Raw genomic sequence first — 16,388 nt, forward strand, 5'->3', positions numbered from 1 at the left:
AAACAGGACTATTGAGGCTGCAACGCCGGGCGGCTGTCAAGCCTTCCCGTCCGGTGGACCGAAGGCGAACCGGTGGTACTGAGACATGTTCGCCACGGCGGGGACCACCGACATGACCCTGCCCAGGACGCGGGATGAGCGTGGCAATCGTGCGAAGGTGTCCGACTCGAACCATCGCTCGCAGGCCAGCAGCCGCACCGTCGGCACGGCCTCGATGATGTCGTCGGGTCCGTTGATCGCCCACCGCAGAGTGGATCCCGACCGTCGCACCACGGTGTTGAGCCATTGCGACTTGATCCCGAGCCAATTGAACACGTCGAACTGCAGCTCGCCCGAACCGAACCGGTCGACCACCCGGCGCAGCAGCGCGGTGCCGTCCTGCTCGGTCAGGTACATGGTCAGCCCCTCCCCGATCATCAGTGTGGGGCGGTCGGTGGGGATTTCGCTCAGCCATGCCGGGTCGGTGACGGAGGCGGCGATGACGCGATAGTGATCGTGGCTCGGGTAGAGCTGGGTGCGCAGCGCCGCGACCTCGGGGTAGTCGACGTCGTACCACTCGACGTCCGGGCCCGGCTGCACGCGGAAAAACCGGCTGTCCAATCCGCAGCCCACATGCAGCACCACCGAACGCGGATGCGCCGCAAGGAATTTGCGCGTCCACTCGTCAAAGTGCGCCGAACGGGTGGTGACCGACGGCGCCCGCCGCGCGGTGATGGTCGTTTTCTTCCAGTCGTAGTCGATGCGCTCGACGATCTCCTTCGCGTACCGATCGCCCAGGATCGGCTTTTCGAAGTCGGCGTCCAGCGCCTTCGCGTAGAACGTCGCCAGCATGGTCTGGGGTGCCCCGGTCAGATCGACGGACACTCGTGCGGTATTCACACCGCCCGAGGCTAGTCCCATACCAACCGCCGCGCCGCGCCCTGAACACCGGTCGGCGCGGTGTTCAGCGGGGAGTCGTGCTCTTACCCTTGGCGTTTCGCATCGCGGCCCAGAACCGGGCCGCCTCGCGGATGGATTCCTCGACCGGGCGCGGTTGCCAGCCCAGTTCGCGGACGGCCTTGCCGTGGTCGACGGGCGCCTCGGCACGCATCATGCGCACCGACGCGAGGCTGAGCTCGGCGTCCTTGCCGGTGAGCCGGGCGCGCAGGTCGCCCAGCGCGCCCAGGGCGTAGAGCATCGGGACGGAGATCGAGCGCCGCGGCGGCGGAACGCCGGCCTCGTCAGCCGCGATCCGGACCACCTCTTTCAACGCGATCATCTTCTCGGAGATCAGGTAGCGCTCGCCGATGCGCCCTCGGTCGGCCGCCAACAGCATGGCCCGGGCGGCGTCGGTGACGCCGACGACTTCCAGCGCGATGCCCTCCATCGTGAACGGCAGCTTGCCGAAGACCGCGCCGGCGATGAAAGCGCCGTGCGGGGTGCGGCCCCAGTCGCCGTCGCCGTAGGTCGTCGACACGCACATCGCCACCGCGGGCAAACCCGCCTCGGCCACGTAACGCATCACCAGGTTCTCGGCCTGGACCCGGGATTGGACGTAATCCGACAGTCCGCGGGTGCCGACGATGTCGTCCTCGGTCGCGACGTGCCCGTGGCGCCGGCCGACCGTCGCATAGGTGCTGGTGAACACGAACCGGCGCAGGTCGGGTTGCGCGACGGCCACGTCGAGAACGTTGCGCAACCCTTCGACGTTGGTGCGAAACAGCGGCGAGGTGTCGCGCAGCCAGGCGCGGGTGTCGACGACGCAGTAGTAGACGTCGTCGACGCCGTCCATCGCCTCCCGCAGCACGGCGGTGTCGAACACGTCGCCGTGAAAACGTTTCAGCTCGAGGTCGTCGATCGAGCGGGTGTTGGCGCCCTCGCGCACCATGGCCCGCACCTCGTGGCCGGCGGCGACCAGTTGGCGGGTGACGTGTGAACCCAGAAAGCCGTTGGCGCCTATGACGAGTTTGGGCTTGGTGCTCACTGGGCGCCTCCGTATTGCTGCATGAATTGCGCGCCGGCCTCGTCGAGGGTGCCGAGCTCCTGCGCCTTGCGGCACCACTTCAACGTGGCCGCCACGAAGCGCAGGGGGTTGTAGATGTCTTCCTGCTGACGCCATAGGCCGTCGCCGGCGTAGGTGATGATCGAGATGTTCGTGGCGCCGATGACAGTGCCGTCGCCGGGATCGCGCATCGGGTTGTCGAGTTCCATGATGATGCGCCCGGTCGATTCGTCGATGACCGACCACAGCGACGGGAACGCGACCATGTGGCTGCCGGGGAAGCTGCCCATCGTCCGGCTGATCCACTCGCGGACCTCGTCGCGGCCATGCATGGTGCCCGCCGCGTGTTCGATGTACAAGACGTCGGGGGTGTAGTGCTGGACCCACGCGTCCCAGTCCTGCGACTGCGCCGCCGCGTCGACGGTCGCCTCGAATTTCGCGAACGCATCGACGAGTTCGCTGCGGGAGAATTGCGGGCTACTCACGCCAAAACTAGAACACGTTCTACCGTAGTTTGTCGAGGGTTTGGCCTCGCCGGCGTGACCCCCGGAAAAAGATCAGGATAATCGGAAGCGAGATTGCGACCATGCGGTGCGAGTGAAGCGAGGCAATGCCATGACCGATACCCAAAAAGCGATTCTCGCCGGCGGGTGCTTCTGGGGGATGCAGGAACTGATCCGCAAGCAGCCCGGGGTGGTTTCGACCCGGGTCGGCTACAGCGGCGGTGACGTCCCCAACGCGACCTACCGCAACCACGGCACCCATGCCGAAGCCATCGAGATCGTCTACGACCCGGCGCAAACCGATTACCGGGCGATCCTCGAGTTCTTCTTCCAGATCCACGACCCGACAACGAAAGACCGTCAGGGAAACGACCGCGGACCCAGTTACCGTTCGGCCATCTTCTATTTGGACGAGGAGCAGAAGCGGATCGCGCTGGACACCATCGCCGACATCGAGGCGTCCGGCCTGTGGCCCGGCAAGGTGGTGACCGAGGTCAGCCCGGCCGGCGACTTCTGGGAAGCCGAGCCCGAACACCAGGACTACCTACAGCACTATCCGAGCGGGTACACCTGCCACTTCATCCGCCCGGGCTGGAAGCTGCCGCATCGGGCCGCCTCCAGCCAGTAACGAATTCAGCGTCGGCGTACCACGATCCGGCCGCCGTCCTTCGGCGTGAACGCCACACCGCGGCAATGCCACCGCTCGCCGGGCGCATCCGTGGTCTGGATTGTCAAGTGGCGCAGCACCGTCCGGAGCACAACGTCCATTTCCATGTTGGCGAACGCCGCCCCGACGCAGCGGCGGGTCCCGCCGCCGAACGGGATCCAGGACAGCGCTGACGGTTTCGTGTCGATGAAGCGTTGCGGGTCGAACCGCTGGGGGTCGGGGAACACGTCGGGATTGTCGTGGATCTGCGCGATGCCGACGATGATCGAATAGCCGCGCGGGATCGCCCATTCGCCGAGCTGGTAGACATCGGGGTAGACATGGCGACCGGCGAAATCGATGACGGTCCTTGCCCGTTGGACCTCCAGAATAGTCGCTTGGCGTAACTCGTTGCCGGCTTCGTCGGCCCCGTCGGCCTCCTCGACAAGCCTCGCCAGCAGCTCGGGGTGCCGGCTGATCCGCTCGAATGCCCATGCCAGCGTTGACGCGGTGGTCTCGTGCCCGGCGGCCAGCAAGGTCAGGAGCTCGTCGCCGATGTCCTTGCGCGACATCGCGGAACCGTCGTCGTAGGTGCTGCGCAGCAGCAGCGCGAGCACGTCGGTCCGCTCGGCGAAGTTCGGGTCGGCCCGCTCCGCGGCGATCAGCCTCTCGATGACGTTGTCGTATTGGCGCCGCCACTTGTCCAACCGGCCCCACGGGCCGAACCGCGGATAGCGCTTGGGCTTCGGCAGCGCCGCAAGGCGGGACCCCAGGGTGACCCACGGCGGGATGAGCCGGCGCAGCTCGTCGAGTTCGGCACCCTCCGCGCCGAAAACCGCACGCAGGATGGCGTTCAGCGTGATTCGCATCATCGGCGGCAACGTCGCGAATGACGCGCCCTCCGGCCAGCCCGCCATCTCGCGCAGCGTCTCTTCTTCGATGATGCTCTCGTAATTCTTCATGCTCTTGCCGTGGAACGGCGGGGCCAACAGGCGTCGCCGGCGGCGATGGTCGTCGCCCTCGAGCCCGAACACGGAGCCGGGACCGAACAGCCTGCTCAAATTGGGTTGGATGTTGCCGAGCTCGTCGGGGCTGGTGGTGAAGATCTGCTTGGCCAGCAGCGGGTCACTGACCATGATGACGCGCCCCCACATCGGCAGGCGCAGCGTGAAGACGTTCCCGTAGCGGCGGGACAGTCGTCGCATCATCGTTCGCCGCGACATCGCGAAGCCAAGTCCCTGAAATACCTTGGGAATCCGGGCCGTCGGCGGCAACTTGACGGCGGCCGGTGGGGCGACGACTTGGTGGCTCATGACGACTTCTCCCAACGTCGGCCCCTGCACCGGGGTTGGTACGGCGATGTACCGCGGGTTCTTCCAGGTACGGTACTCTGAAGTACCAAGCCTGACAAGGTGCCGCACTCGCCGAAAGGGGCGCCCGCGTGACATCAGCGGCGACAGCGACGGCCGGCGACGCACCCGCCGAGCCGGATCCCTTTCGGCAACGACTGCTCGACGGCCTCGCCACCTCGATCACCGAGCGTGGCTATCGCGCCAGCACCGTGGCCGACGTCGTCCGTCACGCACGCACGTCCAAACGCACCTTCTACGACCACTTCGCGGGCAAGGAAGAGTGCTTCCTCGAGTTGCTGGCCGTCGACATCGAGAAGCTGGGCGCGAAGATCGCGGCGTCGGTCGATCCCGACGCCGACTGGCACGCGCAGATCCGGCAGGCGGTCGAGGCCTATGTCGGATACATCGAGGCGCGCCCGGCCATCACGTTGAGCTGGATCCGTGAATTGCCCTCGCTGGGTGCGGCCGCTCGCCCGGTCCAGCGCCGTGGGTTGCAGTTGTTGACCAGCCTGCTGATCGACCTCAGCGCCAGCCCGGGGTTCCGGCGCGCGAAGCTGCCGCCGTTGACCGCGCCGTTGGCCGTGATCCTGTTGGGGGGTCTGCGGGAGCTGACCGCACTTGCGGTCGAAGACGGAACACCGGTCCGAGAAATCGTGGAACCCGCCGTCGATGCGTCCGTAGCCCTGCTCGGCCCGCGGCAGTGAACCCGTCGGCCCGCGTAAATCGAGGTGCCGCAAGCCATTCCGGGCCCGCCCTGGCGGGGCTAGGCTCACGGCAGACCCGCCCGTTCTGACATGGAGGATTCTGCGATGCGGCTCTCGACTCGAAACCAGCTCCGGGGAAAGATCACCGAGGTCGAACTCGGCAGCGTGATGGCGGTGGTGAAGGTGACGCTCGACGGCGGCGATCAGGTCGTCACGTCGTCGGTCACCAAGGACGCCGCGACCGACCTCGGGCTCAAGGTGGGCCAGCCGGCGACCGTGTTCATCAAATCGACCGAAGTCACCATCGGGGTCGACTAGCCACGCCGAAACGCCTTGGCGCGGTTTACTTCTCGGCGAGAAAGGCGCGGACCCGATCCAGGACCAGGTCGGGCCGCTGGTCGACGATCCAATGGCCGACGCCGTCGATTAGCTCGACCTCGAAATCCTTGATGTGGTCGGCATATCCTGCGGTCAGGTCCGCGGTGATCACCGGATCTTCGGTGCCGGTCAGCCAGCGAACCGGCACGTCGACCCGGGCGTCGTCGTACTCGCCGCGCATCCAGCTCAACATCTCCTGGGTCTGAAACGACCGATACCATCGCGAGCCCGCCTCGGCGTGGCCGGGCTGGCGCATGCACTCCAGGTACAGCTGCACGTCCTCGTCGGGGAGCGTGTAGCCGCCGCCGACCCATGACCCCAGTAGCCGCAGAAACCGGGAGTTCGGCGCGCTGATCACCCGGGGGCCGATGATCGGCAACGAGATTGGGATCTGGTACCAGAACCGCCAGACGTTGCGCAGCGTCGACGGGGAGCGCTTGACGAACGGCGCCGAGGTGTTCACCCCAAAGAAGCCGGTCACCCTTTCCGGGTGGCGCAGCATCATGATGAACGCGACCGGCCCGCCCCAGTCGTGGGCCACCAGCGTGACCGTCGCGACGCCCAACCGATCCAGCACCCCGGCCAGATCCTCGGCCATCTCGTCCTTGCGGTAGCTGGAACGCGGCGCCGAACTCCAGCCCGAGCCGCGCAGGTCCGGACACAACACCCGATAGCCGTCGGCGGCCAGCGGCCCGATCAGCTCGCGCCATTCCCACCAGTTCTGCGGAAAGCCGTGGACCAGCATCACCGCCGGCCCGCTCGCCGGACCCGCGTCCGCGACATGGATCGTCACGCCGTTTGGAAGATCGACATACCTGTGTTCGACACCGTCCAGCGCGGGCATAGTCACCATGTGTTGAGAACGTAGCGGCTCGGAAAGCCTCAGGCCAGAAACCGCTCGACGTACGGCGCGAAGCGCTCCCGCAGGTCCTTCTCGTTTAGCCCGAACATCTCGAAGGACGTTTCGACGTTGCCCAACCGCCCGCGCCGGTGACCCGCGAGGTAGGCCCCGACGGCCTCGCGCGCCTCGTCGGTGAAGGGCTCGCCGGCCAGGCCGTAAACCCGCTCGGCGACCCCGGATTCGTCGCCCATGAAGTCGTCGAACCGAATGTCGACCGAGCGGTCCGGGCCGACGGTGTCGCGGTCGCGCACCAGCGCGCTGAGCATCTGATCGAGGCGGTCGACCCAGGAGTGGGCGATCTCCTCCACCGGCACCGGCGAGCGGTGCATGCGCGCGGAATAGGTGATCATCGCGATCATCGACAGCGCCACCGGCACGGGGTCGCGGTGGGTGAACACGACGATGCTGTCGGGAAACACCCGGTCCAGGACCGGCACCTGTTCGAGGTGCTGGGGCGACTTGAGTAGCCAGCGCCGCCCCCCGCGCAGGAACTGCATCGCCCGCAGCTGGGTGGCCAGGTATTCGTAGTGCGGCGTCTGGTCGTGGGCTTGGTAGTAGTCGCGCCAGCGGGGCACGTCGGCGAGCGTCTCCAGCAGCATCGTGGACACGTCGTTGGCCAGCAGCTGGATCTCCTCGTGGACGTGGTCGGTCGTCATTTCGTGCATGAGCGCGAAATGGGGCATCACCATGTTGATCACCCCGACCGCCACGTCCATGCGGGTACGCCTTGGATCCGGTTGCACACCAGCCTCGTTCGGCATCGGGAAGGGCTCGTTGCTTTCCCAGTACGGCATGGTGCGGAAGGTGGGTGGGGCCGCCAGCAGGTTGTGCAGGTGTGTGGTGCCGGTACGCGGCAGCCCGGCGATCACCACGGGCGAGGTCAGTTCGATGTCGTTGATCTCGGGATGGCGCCGCAGCAGGTCGGCCAGCAGCAGCCGGTTTTTGAGGATCTGCAGCAGTTGCCCGTAGAAGTTGACCGCGCCGGCGCCGTGCAGGCCGTCGATCTCGCGCAGCGCGGCGAGGTAGACGTCGAGGCGTTCGCGGTAGTCGTCGGGCCCGAAATCATGCAGGCCGGTGTCCTCGACGGCCTTGGCGTGCAGGGCGTCGGCGTCCAGCGGGCACTGCGGGGCCAGCGCGGTCATCATGTCGAGGATCTGCTGACCCTCGGCGCTGAATCGGGGTACGGCCAGGTCATCGAGGGAAACGGAGCGAACGGCATCGGTCACGGCGACTTATGTTACTCTGAGTTTCGTAATGGTTGTTGATTTTGGCCGGCCCCGCGATCCGCGTATCGACGCCGCGGTGTTGCGCGCGACGGTGGAACTGCTCGCCGAGTCGGGTTATGCGGGGCTGTTGGTCTCCGCCATCGCCCAGCGCGCCGGCACCAGCAAGCCCGCGATCTACCGCCGCTGGCCCAGCAAGGCACATCTGGTGCACGAAGCGGTATTCCCGATCGGCGCCGGCACCGCCATCCCCGATAGCGGCTCGACACCCGATGGCCTGCGCGAGATGGTGCGCCGCACAATGGTTTTCCTTACTACACCATCCGCCCGGGCGGCCCTGCCGGGCCTGATCGGCGAAATGGCCGCGGACCCGAGCCTGCACTCGGCGTTGCTGGAGCGCTTCGCCGGCATCATCGGCGGCGGACTGGCCGACTGGCTCGCCGCGGCCGCGACCCGCGGCGAGGTGCGCCCGGAGGTGACCGCCGCGGAACTGGCGGAGACCATCGCCGGCATCACGCTGGTCGCCCTGCTCACCCGCGCCACCGAGCTCGACGACGCGTGGGTCGATCGCACGACAAAGTTGCTCCTGAAAGGAATCAGCGCATGACGCACGAGTCGACGGCCGCGTGGCGGGAACTACTGAAAACCCTTGGCGGTCTGGATCGTTCGTTTCTGGAGGGCGACCGCTCCGTCACCGACGACCGGCACATCGCCGATGGCTACCGCATGCTGGCCACCACGCTGGGCGTGGCCTTGGACACCTACCTGTTCCCCGAACCCGATCGGCCGCAGTTCGTCGCGGTGAACACGCCGTTTCGCCGCGACCGGCGCTGGGGCGGGGACAACACCGACGCCTACTATCACATCTGCCCGATCGATCCCGCCCGCCGCTATCGCATCAGCGGCAACAAGGGTGACAGCGTGTACTTCTCGGTCACCGCCTACAACGAACCGACGCTCGGGGCATGGTCGGACCGGGTGGTCGCGATCGTCCGCGACAGCGACCTCGACATCGACGCCGACGGCAACTTCTCCTTCGAATTCCCACCGACGGCCGACGCCGCGGTTCTGATGACCCGTGACTACCAGGCCGATCCTCTGACCGGACGCCCCGTCGTCTGGCGGATCGAGGCGCTCGACGCGCCGGCGCCGATCCGGCATGGCGACACGGAGACCGCGACGCGCCTGCGTGCGGTCGCGACCTGGCTGCAGACCATGTTCGCCATCGTGCCGCTGGCCGTCGGGAACCGGGTCGAGGATTCCCACGCCCTCGGACACGAAACCGCCCACGCCGCAAACGCATTCGCCGACCCCTACCAGGTTCCCGACGCCAACTTCGGCTGGTCGGCTCGCGACGCCTGCTACTCGTACGGCAGCTTCGTGCTCGACGACGACGAGGCGCTGGTGATCACGCATCGGCCGCCGGCGTGCAGGTTCTGGAACATGGTCGTCTGGAACCAGTTCATGGCCACCTACGGCGCGTCGGAGGGCCCCGACGCGCGTTGCTCGATCAACGGCCACAGCGCCGTCGCCAACAGCGACGGGTCGGTGACGATCGTGTTGTCCGGCGCGAAGACCGCGCACCCGAATTCCCTGACCACGCTGGGCTACCCGCGCGGCAACCTGGCCTTCCGGTGGTTTCTCGCCGACGGGGTGCCGCAGCGCCCGGAGGTGCGACTCGTCAAGGCGGCCGACGCGCCCACGACCACCAGCTGATCCGCCGAGCGTGCACTGGGGGCGAGAAAAGGGCGAGAACTCGCAGCCAGTGCACGTTCGGCGGCCGTCACGGAGCCGGCGTCTGCCGGACCAGCTCGATGGCGCGGCCCAGCGTCTCCAGCTTGGCGTCGAGCGTGTCGCCCGCGGGATAGAGCCGCACCGTGTTGACGCCGGCATCGCGCCACACCGCAAGGCGCGCGGACACCATCGGTTCGGTCCCGATCAGCGTGGTCGCCAACACCATCTCGTCGGTCACCAGGGCGGCCGCTCCGTCCCGGTCCCCGCGCTGCCAGCGCTCGCGCACCTCGGCGGCGACGTCGGCCCAGCCCTGCCGGCCGTAGGCCCGGTTGTAGAAGTTCGTGCCCGACGATCCCATCCCGCCAAGGCTGAACGCGAGCTCTTTCTTGCGGCCGGCGACCATGCCCCGCAACTCGTCTTCGTCCGCGGCGAAAGCGACTTCGGCGCCCTGGCAGATGTCGATGTCGGCACGGGTGCGCCCGGCCGCCGCCAGGCCCTCGTCGAGGTGGCGGAAGTAGGCGTCCGCCGCGCCTTCCGGGACGAAGCTGGTGCCCAGCCACCCGTCGGCGATCCGTCCGGTCAACCGCAGCATCGCCGGTGACAGGGTGGCCAGGTAGATCGGGATGGGGTGTTCCGGCCGCGTCGACAAGCGCATCGGCACCGCCTCGCCGCCGGGTCGGGGCAGCTCGAATTCCTTTCCGGTGTATGAAACCTTTCCACCCGCGAACACCTGCCGGACGATGTCGATCGTTTCCGAGATGCGCGCCAGCGGTCGGGCGAACGGGACGCCGTGCAGGCCCTCGATCACCTGCGGGCCCGAGGCGCCCAAACCGAGCATGAACCGCCCGTTCGACAGGTTGGACAGCGTGATCGCGGTCTGGGCGACCAGGACGGGTGAGCGGGTGCCGGCCTGAATCACGCCGGACCCCAGCAGCATCCGCTCGGTGCGCGCGGCCAGGTAGCCCAGCGCCGACGGCGCGTCCGCGCCCCACGCCTCGGCCACCCAGCACACGTCGAGGCCCAGCTTCTCTGCCTCGACCGCGAGCGCCACGACCTGCCCGGCGTCGTTCCCGGTACCGGAGAACTCCACCGTGGTGGCGGTCCGCATCACCGCACTCCGTGCTCGGCCAGCCGTTTGATCGACGCCAGGGTCTTTCCGATCGCGGCCTCGAACTCCCGCATCCGCACGAACACGATCTTTTGTTCCTTGTCGGGCATCGAGTCGATCGCGGTCGACAGCCCCGAGCGGCCCGGACCCATCTGCATCCAGTAGTTCAGGGCGGTGCCGCCGTCGCGGGGAGTCAGCCGGAATCGCCAAGTTGCGGCCGGGTTGTCGGGTTGGCCGACGGCCCAGGCGAATTCGCGTGGCTCATCGCACGCGACGATCTGCGACGTGGTGCTCCATTGACCGAAGGCCTCATGCTCGTTGTGCCCGACGAAGCGGGCGCCGACCCGCGGGCCGTCCGATCCCTCCGCCCACTCCACCGCCTGGAGTTCGTTGCTGACCGCGGGCATCAGCGCGATGTCGCAGACCAGGCTCCAGACGCGCTCGGGATCGGCGTCGATCCACGTCGAGGCCTCCACGGTCGGAGTGTCCGCATAGCGCGCGCCGGTCCATTCCACGGACCTCATTGTCCCCTTCGCCCGGCACAAGGCAATGCCGGAACGGCCCCGACTTACGCGGCGACCGGCTCGCGAACGGCGGGCTCCTCGGCGCCGGGCTTGGGCAGCCAGCCGTCCGGGAAGGTCAGCCTGACGATCTTGCGGACGACGGTGCCGAACTGCCGCAGCAGGGGCCCGCGGTTGTACGGGATGCCGTAGCGCTCGCAGATCCGTTGCACCTCGGGCGCGATCTCCGCGTAGCGGCGGGCCGGCATGTCCGGGAACAGGTGGTGCTCGATCTGGTGGGAGAGGTTGCCGGACAGCAGATGAAAGAGCCTGCCGCCGGTGAGGTTCGCCGAGCCGAGGACCTGGCGGAAGTACCACATGCCACGCGACTCGTCCTTGGTTTCCTCGACGGTGAATTCCTGTGTGCCATCGGGGAAGTGGCCGCAGAAGATGATCATGTACGACCACACGTTGCGCATCAGGTTCGCCGTGAGATTGCCGGTGAAGACGAACGGCGCGAAGGGGCCGGCCAGCAGCGGGAACGCGACGTAGTCCTTGAGCGTCTGCCGCCGGGTCTTCTGCCAGATCGCCCGCAGCACCTCGCGCTTGTCCTCGAGGCCGATCTCGCCGGAGCGGATGCGCTCGGTTTCCAGTTCGTGCAGCGCGACGCCGTACTGGAACAACACCATCAGCAGGAAGGCGTAGATCGGGTTGCCCAAAAAGTACGGCTGCCAGCGCTGGTCCTCGCTCATCCGCAGGATGCCGTAGCCGATGTCGCGGTCCATACCCACGATGTTGGTGTGGGTGTGGTGCATGTAGTTGTGCGAGTGCCGCCATTGATCCGCCGGGCACGCGGTGTCCCACTCGAAGGTGCGACCGGAGATCGCCGGGTCGCGCATCCAGTCGTACTGGCCGTGCATGATGTTGTGGCCGATCTCCATGTTGTCCAGGATTTTGGCCACGCCGAGCATGCCGGTGCCCAGCAGCCAGGCCGGCGGCAGGAACAGCAGCACGCGTCCGCCGACCTCCAGGGCGCGCTGGGTCTTGATGACGCGACGAATGTACTCGGCGTCCTTTTCGCCGAGGTCGGCCATCACGCGCTCTTTGATGGCGTCGAGCTCGCGGCCGAAGGCGTCGGCCTGTTCGGGTGTCAGGGTGATCTTGTTCTGTGTCATGGCATTTCCTCCGGATTCCGCCGCGACTGTGAATCTCGCGACGCGACACGCGGTGCGGCCGTCGCATAATTCACATTCGCGAGCTTGGTTGCTGTTAGAGGGACAGGTCGACGTCACCGACCGGAACGGACACGCAGATCTGCACGTCCTCATCGGGAGCGGTCGAGACCGCGCCGGTGACCAGGTTGCGCACGGTTCCGGCGGTTTTGCGCCGGGTGCAGGTGTGGCAGATGCCCATGCGGCAGCCGTTTTCCGGGGAGAGGCCCGCGGATTCGGCCTGCTCCAGCAGCGAGCGTCCGTCGTCGACGACGTCGACACCGCTGTCGGAGAACGTGACTCGCCCGCCCGACGGGTTCGCCGGCGGGTCGAAGGCCGGTGGGACGAAGCTTTCGGTGTACACGGTGTCACAGTGCTCGCGCACGGCCTCGACCAAAGCCGATGGCCCGCACACGAATACCGCATCGGGCGAGGGCATCGCGGCGGCCAGGTGCTCCGCGCCGAAGCGGCCATCCAGATCGCCGCCCTGTGAGCGGGTGTAACCGTGCAGTACCTGCACCGAGGGCATCGCGGCCAGTTCGTCGCGATAGCAGGCCTCCGCGGGTGTGCGCGCGTAGTGGACGAAGGCGATCTCGCCGCGATGGTCCTGGGCGAGCAGGGTGCGCAGCATCGCCATCACCGGAGTGATCCCGCTTCCCCCGGAGACGAAGAGGATCCGGCGCGGTCGTTGCGAGCCGTGCGGCGGCAGCGTGAAGTCGCCGCCGACGCCGGCCAGACCGATCACCATGCCGGGGCGGGCGTGTTCGTACAGATGGTTGGAGACCAGCCCTCCCTCGTGCCGGCCGATGGTCAGTTCGAGGGTGGTCGTCCCTTCGGCATTGGCCGGCGAGTAGCAGCGGGTGTGCCGCCGCCCGTCGATCTCGACGGTCAGGTTGACGTACTGTCCGGCTCGGACGGAGTTCGCGGCCAGGAAGGTGTCGTTGGGGGTCAGGGTGAGCGTGACGCTGCGGGGGGTGGTCCGGCGCACGTCGGTCACCTTGGCGCGGGCTTCGCCCAGCGTCCAGGTCGGTGCGACGAGTTCGGTGTAGCGGTCGACGCCGTGCGGACCGGTCAGCAGGTCTAGGAGCTCTGAACCCAACACGCGCTGGCGGAACGTCCGCGCGAGGACTCGGCCAGAAGCTTGAGCGGTTTGAGTGAACATATGTACACCGTGCGACCGCAACAGCCAGGTCGTCAAGGGTTTACTAGCCGGATGTGGTAGGGTTCACATAGTGAACAGCCGTACTCCTAGCTCACGGGCGCGCGGCTCCGGACGCGAACGCTCGCGGGAAAGCCAGTCGCGCGAGGAGCGCAAGGAGGCGACGCGGCGCGCCATCATCGCCGCGGCCCTCAAGCTGTTGCAGGACCGCAGCTTTTCCAGCCTGAGCCTGCGCGAGGTGACCCGCGAGGTCGGGATCGTGCCGGCGGCGTTTTACCGCCATTTCGAGTCGATGGAGGCGCTCGGCCTGGTCCTGATCGACGAGTCGTTTCGCAGCCTGCGTGACACCCTGCGCGACGCGCGCGCCGGCAAGTTGGACCCGAACCGGGTGATCGAGTCGTCCGTCGAGATCCTGGTCGCCAGCGTGGCCGACCGGCGCGAGCACTGGAGGCTCATCGGTCGCGAGCGCAACAGCGGGCTGTCCGTGCTGCGCTACGCCATTCGCACCGAGATCCGGCTGATCACGTCGGAGCTGGCCACCGACCTGGCGCGGTTCCCGGGGTTGAACAAGTGGACCACCGAGGACCTCAACGTGCTGGCGACCCTGTTCGTCAACGCCATGATCGTCATCGCGGAGGCCATCGAGGATTCGCGGAGCGCCGAGGCCACCGAGGACATCCGCCGGCTCGCCGTCAAGCAGTTGCGGATGATCGCGACCGGCATCGCCGGGTGGCAAAGCACCCCCTGATCACGCCGGCGGCAGTAAACAGGCGAGCACTGACTTACTCGTCGACGACGTCGTAGAGCGAATCGCCGTCTTCCGGTGTGCCGTCGATCTGACCGCGGTGCGCGCGCCGCGGGGCCTTGTCGACGGGGTCGACGGGCTCGATGTCATCCGGCACATCGGGCTCTTCGGCGGCCAGCCGGTCGTCGAGGGATTCGCCCTCCCGTTCTTCTCTCGCCGTCACACCGAAACGGTTGGCCTCACTCCAGTCCTCGGGGGGATCGACGACGATGTCGCCGTCGTCGTTGCGCAGTTCGTCCGAGTCGGTACCTTCGCTCGCGTTCAGGGTGTCACCCGGGCCGCCCTCTTCGGGAAAGTCGGCGGGGTCGACCAGATCGTCGGCGTGGGGGTTGTCGCTCATGCCAAAACGGTTGCCCGCCGGATTGGGTGACTAAACGCGGGCCCGCGGCGTGCGCCACATGGCCCACATCGTCGGGCCGCCGTCCGGCAGCACGATCTCCTGGGTGACGCTGAAGCCGAAACGCTCGTAATACGGGACGTTTTCGGCTTTGGTGGACTCGAGGTAGGCCGGGCAGTATTCGGCGTCGCAGCGGTCCAGCCGCGATCTCATCAGGGCCTGACCGAATCCCTGACCGCGGACCGCCGGGTCGCTGCCGATCACCGCCAGATACCAGTGCGGTTCCTCGGGGTGCACGCTCTTCATCAATTCCTGGACCGCGCGCCCGCGCATCGAACGCAGACCGAACACCCGCAGGAACGTGGGTGTCATCGCCAGCTGCGCGCCGGGCGTCTCCTGCCACTGATCCGGCGGATCCCACAGCGCCGCAGCGCCGATGCCGGAGTCCTCGGCCACCTCCACCCCGCCGCGCGCCAGATGGTGGTGGCGGGTCATCGTCGCGAACAGCCGGGTCAGGTGCGCGGTGCGCTTGACCGCGTCGGGCATCAGCCAGATCATCACCGGGTCGTCATAGAACGCGCGGGCCAGGGTGCGCGACAGCTCGCGGACGTCGGCCTTGCGCGCCGGGCGGACGTGCGGGGTCATCCACGTCACGCTAGTGGGTGTGTGGGTGAGGCGGCGCGGGTATGCCGACCCGGTGATCGGCATGTCGCGGCGAGCGTTCGGGCGGGTGGCCGCCGGCGCGGGCGTACTCGGGTCCGTCGGGCTGGCGGACGGCTGCGCGAAACCGGGCACCGGTCACGGCAAGTCCACCGGTTCGCCGTCGAGCAAGCGCGTGGGGTTGGTGCTGTCCCACGAGCAGTTCCGCACCGATCGGCTGGTGGCGCAGGCTCAGGCGGCCGAGGAGGCGGGTTTCCACTACGTGTGGGCCAGCGACCACATACAGCCGTGGCAGGACAACCAGGGCCATTCGATGTTCCCGTGGCTCACGCTGGCGCTGGTGGGCAGCGCCACCAGCCGGATCTCGTTCGGCACCGGGGTGACCTGCCCGACCTACCGCTACCACCCCGCCACGGTCGCGCAGGCCTTCGCCTCGATGGAAATCCTCAACCCGGGCAGGGTGTTTCTGGGAGTCGGCACGGGCGAGCGCCTCAACGAACAGGCCACCACCAATGCCTACGGCAACTACGCCGAGCGCCATGACCGGCTGGTCGAGGCGATCGACCTGATCCGCCGGTTGTGGAGCGGATCGCGAATCTCCTTCTCCGGTCGGTACTTTCAGACGAATTCGTTGAAGCTTTACGACGTCCCGGCCACCCCGCCGCCGATCTTCGTGGCGGCCGGCGGCCCGAAGAGCGCGAAACTGGCCGGACAGTACGGCGACGGCTGGATCACCCAGGCCCACGACGTGACGAACCCAAAACTGTTGGCGGCCTTCGGTGCCGGAGCCCAGGCGGCCGGGCGCGATGTGGGCACGTTGGGTAAACGCGCCGAAGTGTTCGCGGTCGTCGGCGACAAGGCGAAGGCCGCGCGCGCGGCGACGCTGTGGCGTTTCACGGCCGGCGCCGTCGACCAACCCAATCCCGTCGAGATCCAGCGCGCCGCCGAGTCCAACCCCATCGACAAGGTGTTGGCCGGCTGGACCGTCGGCACCGACCCCGCCCCGCACGTCAGCGCCGTGCAGCGGGTGCTCGACGCAGGCGCCGTTCCCTTCCTGCACTTTCCCCAGGACGACCCGATCGCCGCCATCGACTTCTACCGGACCGACGTCCTGCCGAAGTTGCGCTGAGCCAGGCCGATCGGAGCGCCGCCCGACAGTGACGCAGCGGACCACATCGTGGACAAT

The 16,388-nt window shown here is 67.6% G+C and carries 19 protein-coding genes; 7 read left to right on the forward strand and 12 right to left on the reverse strand.

Annotation, left to right across the window (positions count from 1 at the left end):
* Nucleotides 1–36 precede the first annotated feature (36 nt).
* From ACZ50Z_RS21450 to ACZ50Z_RS21460, 3 genes are all read right to left on the reverse strand, one after another.
* Entirely contained in the window at nucleotides 37–864 is an 828-nt protein-coding gene (locus ACZ50Z_RS21450; RefSeq protein ID WP_464486343.1) for a class I SAM-dependent methyltransferase, read from the reverse strand.
* A gap of 79 nt (nucleotides 865–943) precedes the next feature.
* Nucleotides 944–1,963: an NAD-dependent epimerase/dehydratase family protein gene (locus ACZ50Z_RS21455; protein WP_464485351.1), complete on the reverse strand. Its 1,020-nt coding sequence runs from the start codon at nucleotides 1,961–1,963 to the stop codon at nucleotides 944–946.
* Nucleotides 1,960–2,466: a nuclear transport factor 2 family protein gene (locus ACZ50Z_RS21460; RefSeq protein WP_464485352.1), complete on the reverse strand. Its 507-nt coding sequence runs from the start codon at nucleotides 2,464–2,466 to the stop codon at nucleotides 1,960–1,962. Before ACZ50Z_RS21460 ends, ACZ50Z_RS21455 begins: the two co-directional genes overlap by 4 nt.
* 130 nt (nucleotides 2,467–2,596) lie before the next feature.
* Between ACZ50Z_RS21460 and msrA the strand changes: the two genes are divergently transcribed.
* A complete protein-coding gene (gene msrA / locus ACZ50Z_RS21465) occupies nucleotides 2,597–3,112 on the forward strand; it encodes a peptide-methionine (S)-S-oxide reductase MsrA (RefSeq protein WP_464485353.1) in 516 nt (171 codons plus the stop codon).
* 5 nt (nucleotides 3,113–3,117) lie between these two features.
* Here msrA and ACZ50Z_RS21470 read toward each other — a convergent pair whose 3' ends face one another.
* Complete coding sequence (locus tag ACZ50Z_RS21470; protein WP_464485354.1) at nucleotides 3,118–4,443, reverse strand: cytochrome P450; 1,326 nt, start codon at nucleotides 4,441–4,443, stop codon at nucleotides 3,118–3,120.
* A gap of 128 nt (nucleotides 4,444–4,571) precedes the next feature.
* Here ACZ50Z_RS21470 and ACZ50Z_RS21475 point away from each other — a divergent pair, with 128 nt between their 5' ends.
* Nucleotides 4,572–5,186 (forward strand): TetR/AcrR family transcriptional regulator, encoded by a 615-nt coding sequence (locus ACZ50Z_RS21475; RefSeq protein ID WP_464485355.1) that lies wholly within the window; start codon nucleotides 4,572–4,574, stop codon nucleotides 5,184–5,186.
* Between the two features lie 105 nt (nucleotides 5,187–5,291).
* Complete coding sequence (locus ACZ50Z_RS21480; protein ID WP_464485356.1) at nucleotides 5,292–5,504, forward strand: TOBE domain-containing protein; 213 nt, start codon at nucleotides 5,292–5,294, stop codon at nucleotides 5,502–5,504.
* Between the two features lie 25 nt (nucleotides 5,505–5,529).
* Here ACZ50Z_RS21480 and ACZ50Z_RS21485 read toward each other — a convergent pair whose 3' ends face one another.
* Nucleotides 5,530–6,417 carry an alpha/beta fold hydrolase gene (locus tag ACZ50Z_RS21485; RefSeq protein WP_464485357.1) on the reverse strand — a complete coding sequence of 296 codons (888 nt, stop codon included), beginning with the start codon at nucleotides 6,415–6,417 and terminating at the stop codon, nucleotides 5,530–5,532.
* Between the two features lie 29 nt (nucleotides 6,418–6,446).
* Nucleotides 6,447–7,691, reverse strand: coding sequence for a sulfotransferase family protein (locus ACZ50Z_RS21490; RefSeq protein WP_464485358.1), 1,245 nt, complete (start codon nucleotides 7,689–7,691; stop codon nucleotides 6,447–6,449).
* A gap of 28 nt (nucleotides 7,692–7,719) precedes the next feature.
* On the opposite strand from ACZ50Z_RS21490, the gene ACZ50Z_RS21495 reads away from it, so the two are divergent.
* The gene (locus ACZ50Z_RS21495) at nucleotides 7,720–8,295 is read left to right on the forward strand and encodes a TetR/AcrR family transcriptional regulator (protein WP_464485359.1); all 576 of its coding nucleotides are present in this window, start codon (nucleotides 7,720–7,722) and stop codon (nucleotides 8,293–8,295) included.
* The gene (locus ACZ50Z_RS21500) at nucleotides 8,292–9,404 is read left to right on the forward strand and encodes a DUF1214 domain-containing protein (protein WP_464485360.1); all 1,113 of its coding nucleotides are present in this window, start codon (nucleotides 8,292–8,294) and stop codon (nucleotides 9,402–9,404) included. Before ACZ50Z_RS21495 ends, ACZ50Z_RS21500 begins: the two co-directional genes overlap by 4 nt.
* Before the next feature lie 67 nt (nucleotides 9,405–9,471).
* On the opposite strand, the gene ACZ50Z_RS21505 is transcribed toward ACZ50Z_RS21500, so the two are convergent.
* The 4 genes from ACZ50Z_RS21505 to ACZ50Z_RS21520 all read right to left on the reverse strand — a co-directional run bounded on the left by ACZ50Z_RS21505 (nucleotide 9,472) and on the right by ACZ50Z_RS21520 (nucleotide 13,403).
* Nucleotides 9,472–10,530, reverse strand: a complete 1,059-nt coding sequence (locus tag ACZ50Z_RS21505) for an LLM class flavin-dependent oxidoreductase (RefSeq protein ID WP_464485361.1) — start codon at nucleotides 10,528–10,530, stop codon at nucleotides 9,472–9,474.
* Nucleotides 10,530–11,054: an SRPBCC family protein gene (locus ACZ50Z_RS21510; RefSeq protein ID WP_464485362.1), complete on the reverse strand. Its 525-nt coding sequence runs from the start codon at nucleotides 11,052–11,054 to the stop codon at nucleotides 10,530–10,532. The genes ACZ50Z_RS21505 and ACZ50Z_RS21510 overlap by 1 nt, the downstream gene beginning before the upstream one ends.
* A gap of 44 nt (nucleotides 11,055–11,098) precedes the next feature.
* Nucleotides 11,099–12,205: a fatty acid desaturase family protein gene (locus tag ACZ50Z_RS21515; protein ID WP_464485363.1), complete on the reverse strand. Its 1,107-nt coding sequence runs from the start codon at nucleotides 12,203–12,205 to the stop codon at nucleotides 11,099–11,101.
* A 94-nt stretch (nucleotides 12,206–12,299) separates the two neighbouring features.
* On the reverse strand, nucleotides 12,300–13,403 hold the full coding sequence (locus ACZ50Z_RS21520) for a ferredoxin reductase (protein WP_464485364.1): 1,104 nt from the start codon (nucleotides 13,401–13,403) through the stop codon (nucleotides 12,300–12,302).
* Between the two features lie 70 nt (nucleotides 13,404–13,473).
* On the opposite strand from ACZ50Z_RS21520, the gene ACZ50Z_RS21525 reads away from it, so the two are divergent.
* On the forward strand, nucleotides 13,474–14,148 hold the full coding sequence (locus ACZ50Z_RS21525; RefSeq protein WP_464485365.1) for a TetR family transcriptional regulator: 675 nt from the start codon (nucleotides 13,474–13,476) through the stop codon (nucleotides 14,146–14,148).
* Nucleotides 14,149–14,182: 34 nt separating this feature from the next.
* Here ACZ50Z_RS21525 and ACZ50Z_RS21530 read toward each other — a convergent pair whose 3' ends face one another.
* Entirely contained in the window at nucleotides 14,183–14,545 is a 363-nt protein-coding gene (locus ACZ50Z_RS21530; RefSeq protein ID WP_464485366.1) for a hypothetical protein, read from the reverse strand.
* A gap of 30 nt (nucleotides 14,546–14,575) precedes the next feature.
* Nucleotides 14,576–15,187, reverse strand: coding sequence for a GNAT family N-acetyltransferase (locus ACZ50Z_RS21535; protein WP_464485367.1), 612 nt, complete (start codon nucleotides 15,185–15,187; stop codon nucleotides 14,576–14,578).
* Between the two features lie 52 nt (nucleotides 15,188–15,239).
* Here ACZ50Z_RS21535 and ACZ50Z_RS21540 point away from each other — a divergent pair, with 52 nt between their 5' ends.
* Nucleotides 15,240–16,331 (forward strand): F420-dependent hydroxymycolic acid dehydrogenase, encoded by a 1,092-nt coding sequence (locus ACZ50Z_RS21540; protein ID WP_464486344.1) that lies wholly within the window; start codon nucleotides 15,240–15,242, stop codon nucleotides 16,329–16,331.
* Nucleotides 16,332–16,388 lie beyond the last annotated feature (57 nt).

This window comes from Mycobacterium sp. NTMscope_MAC_269 (genome assembly GCF_976985695.1).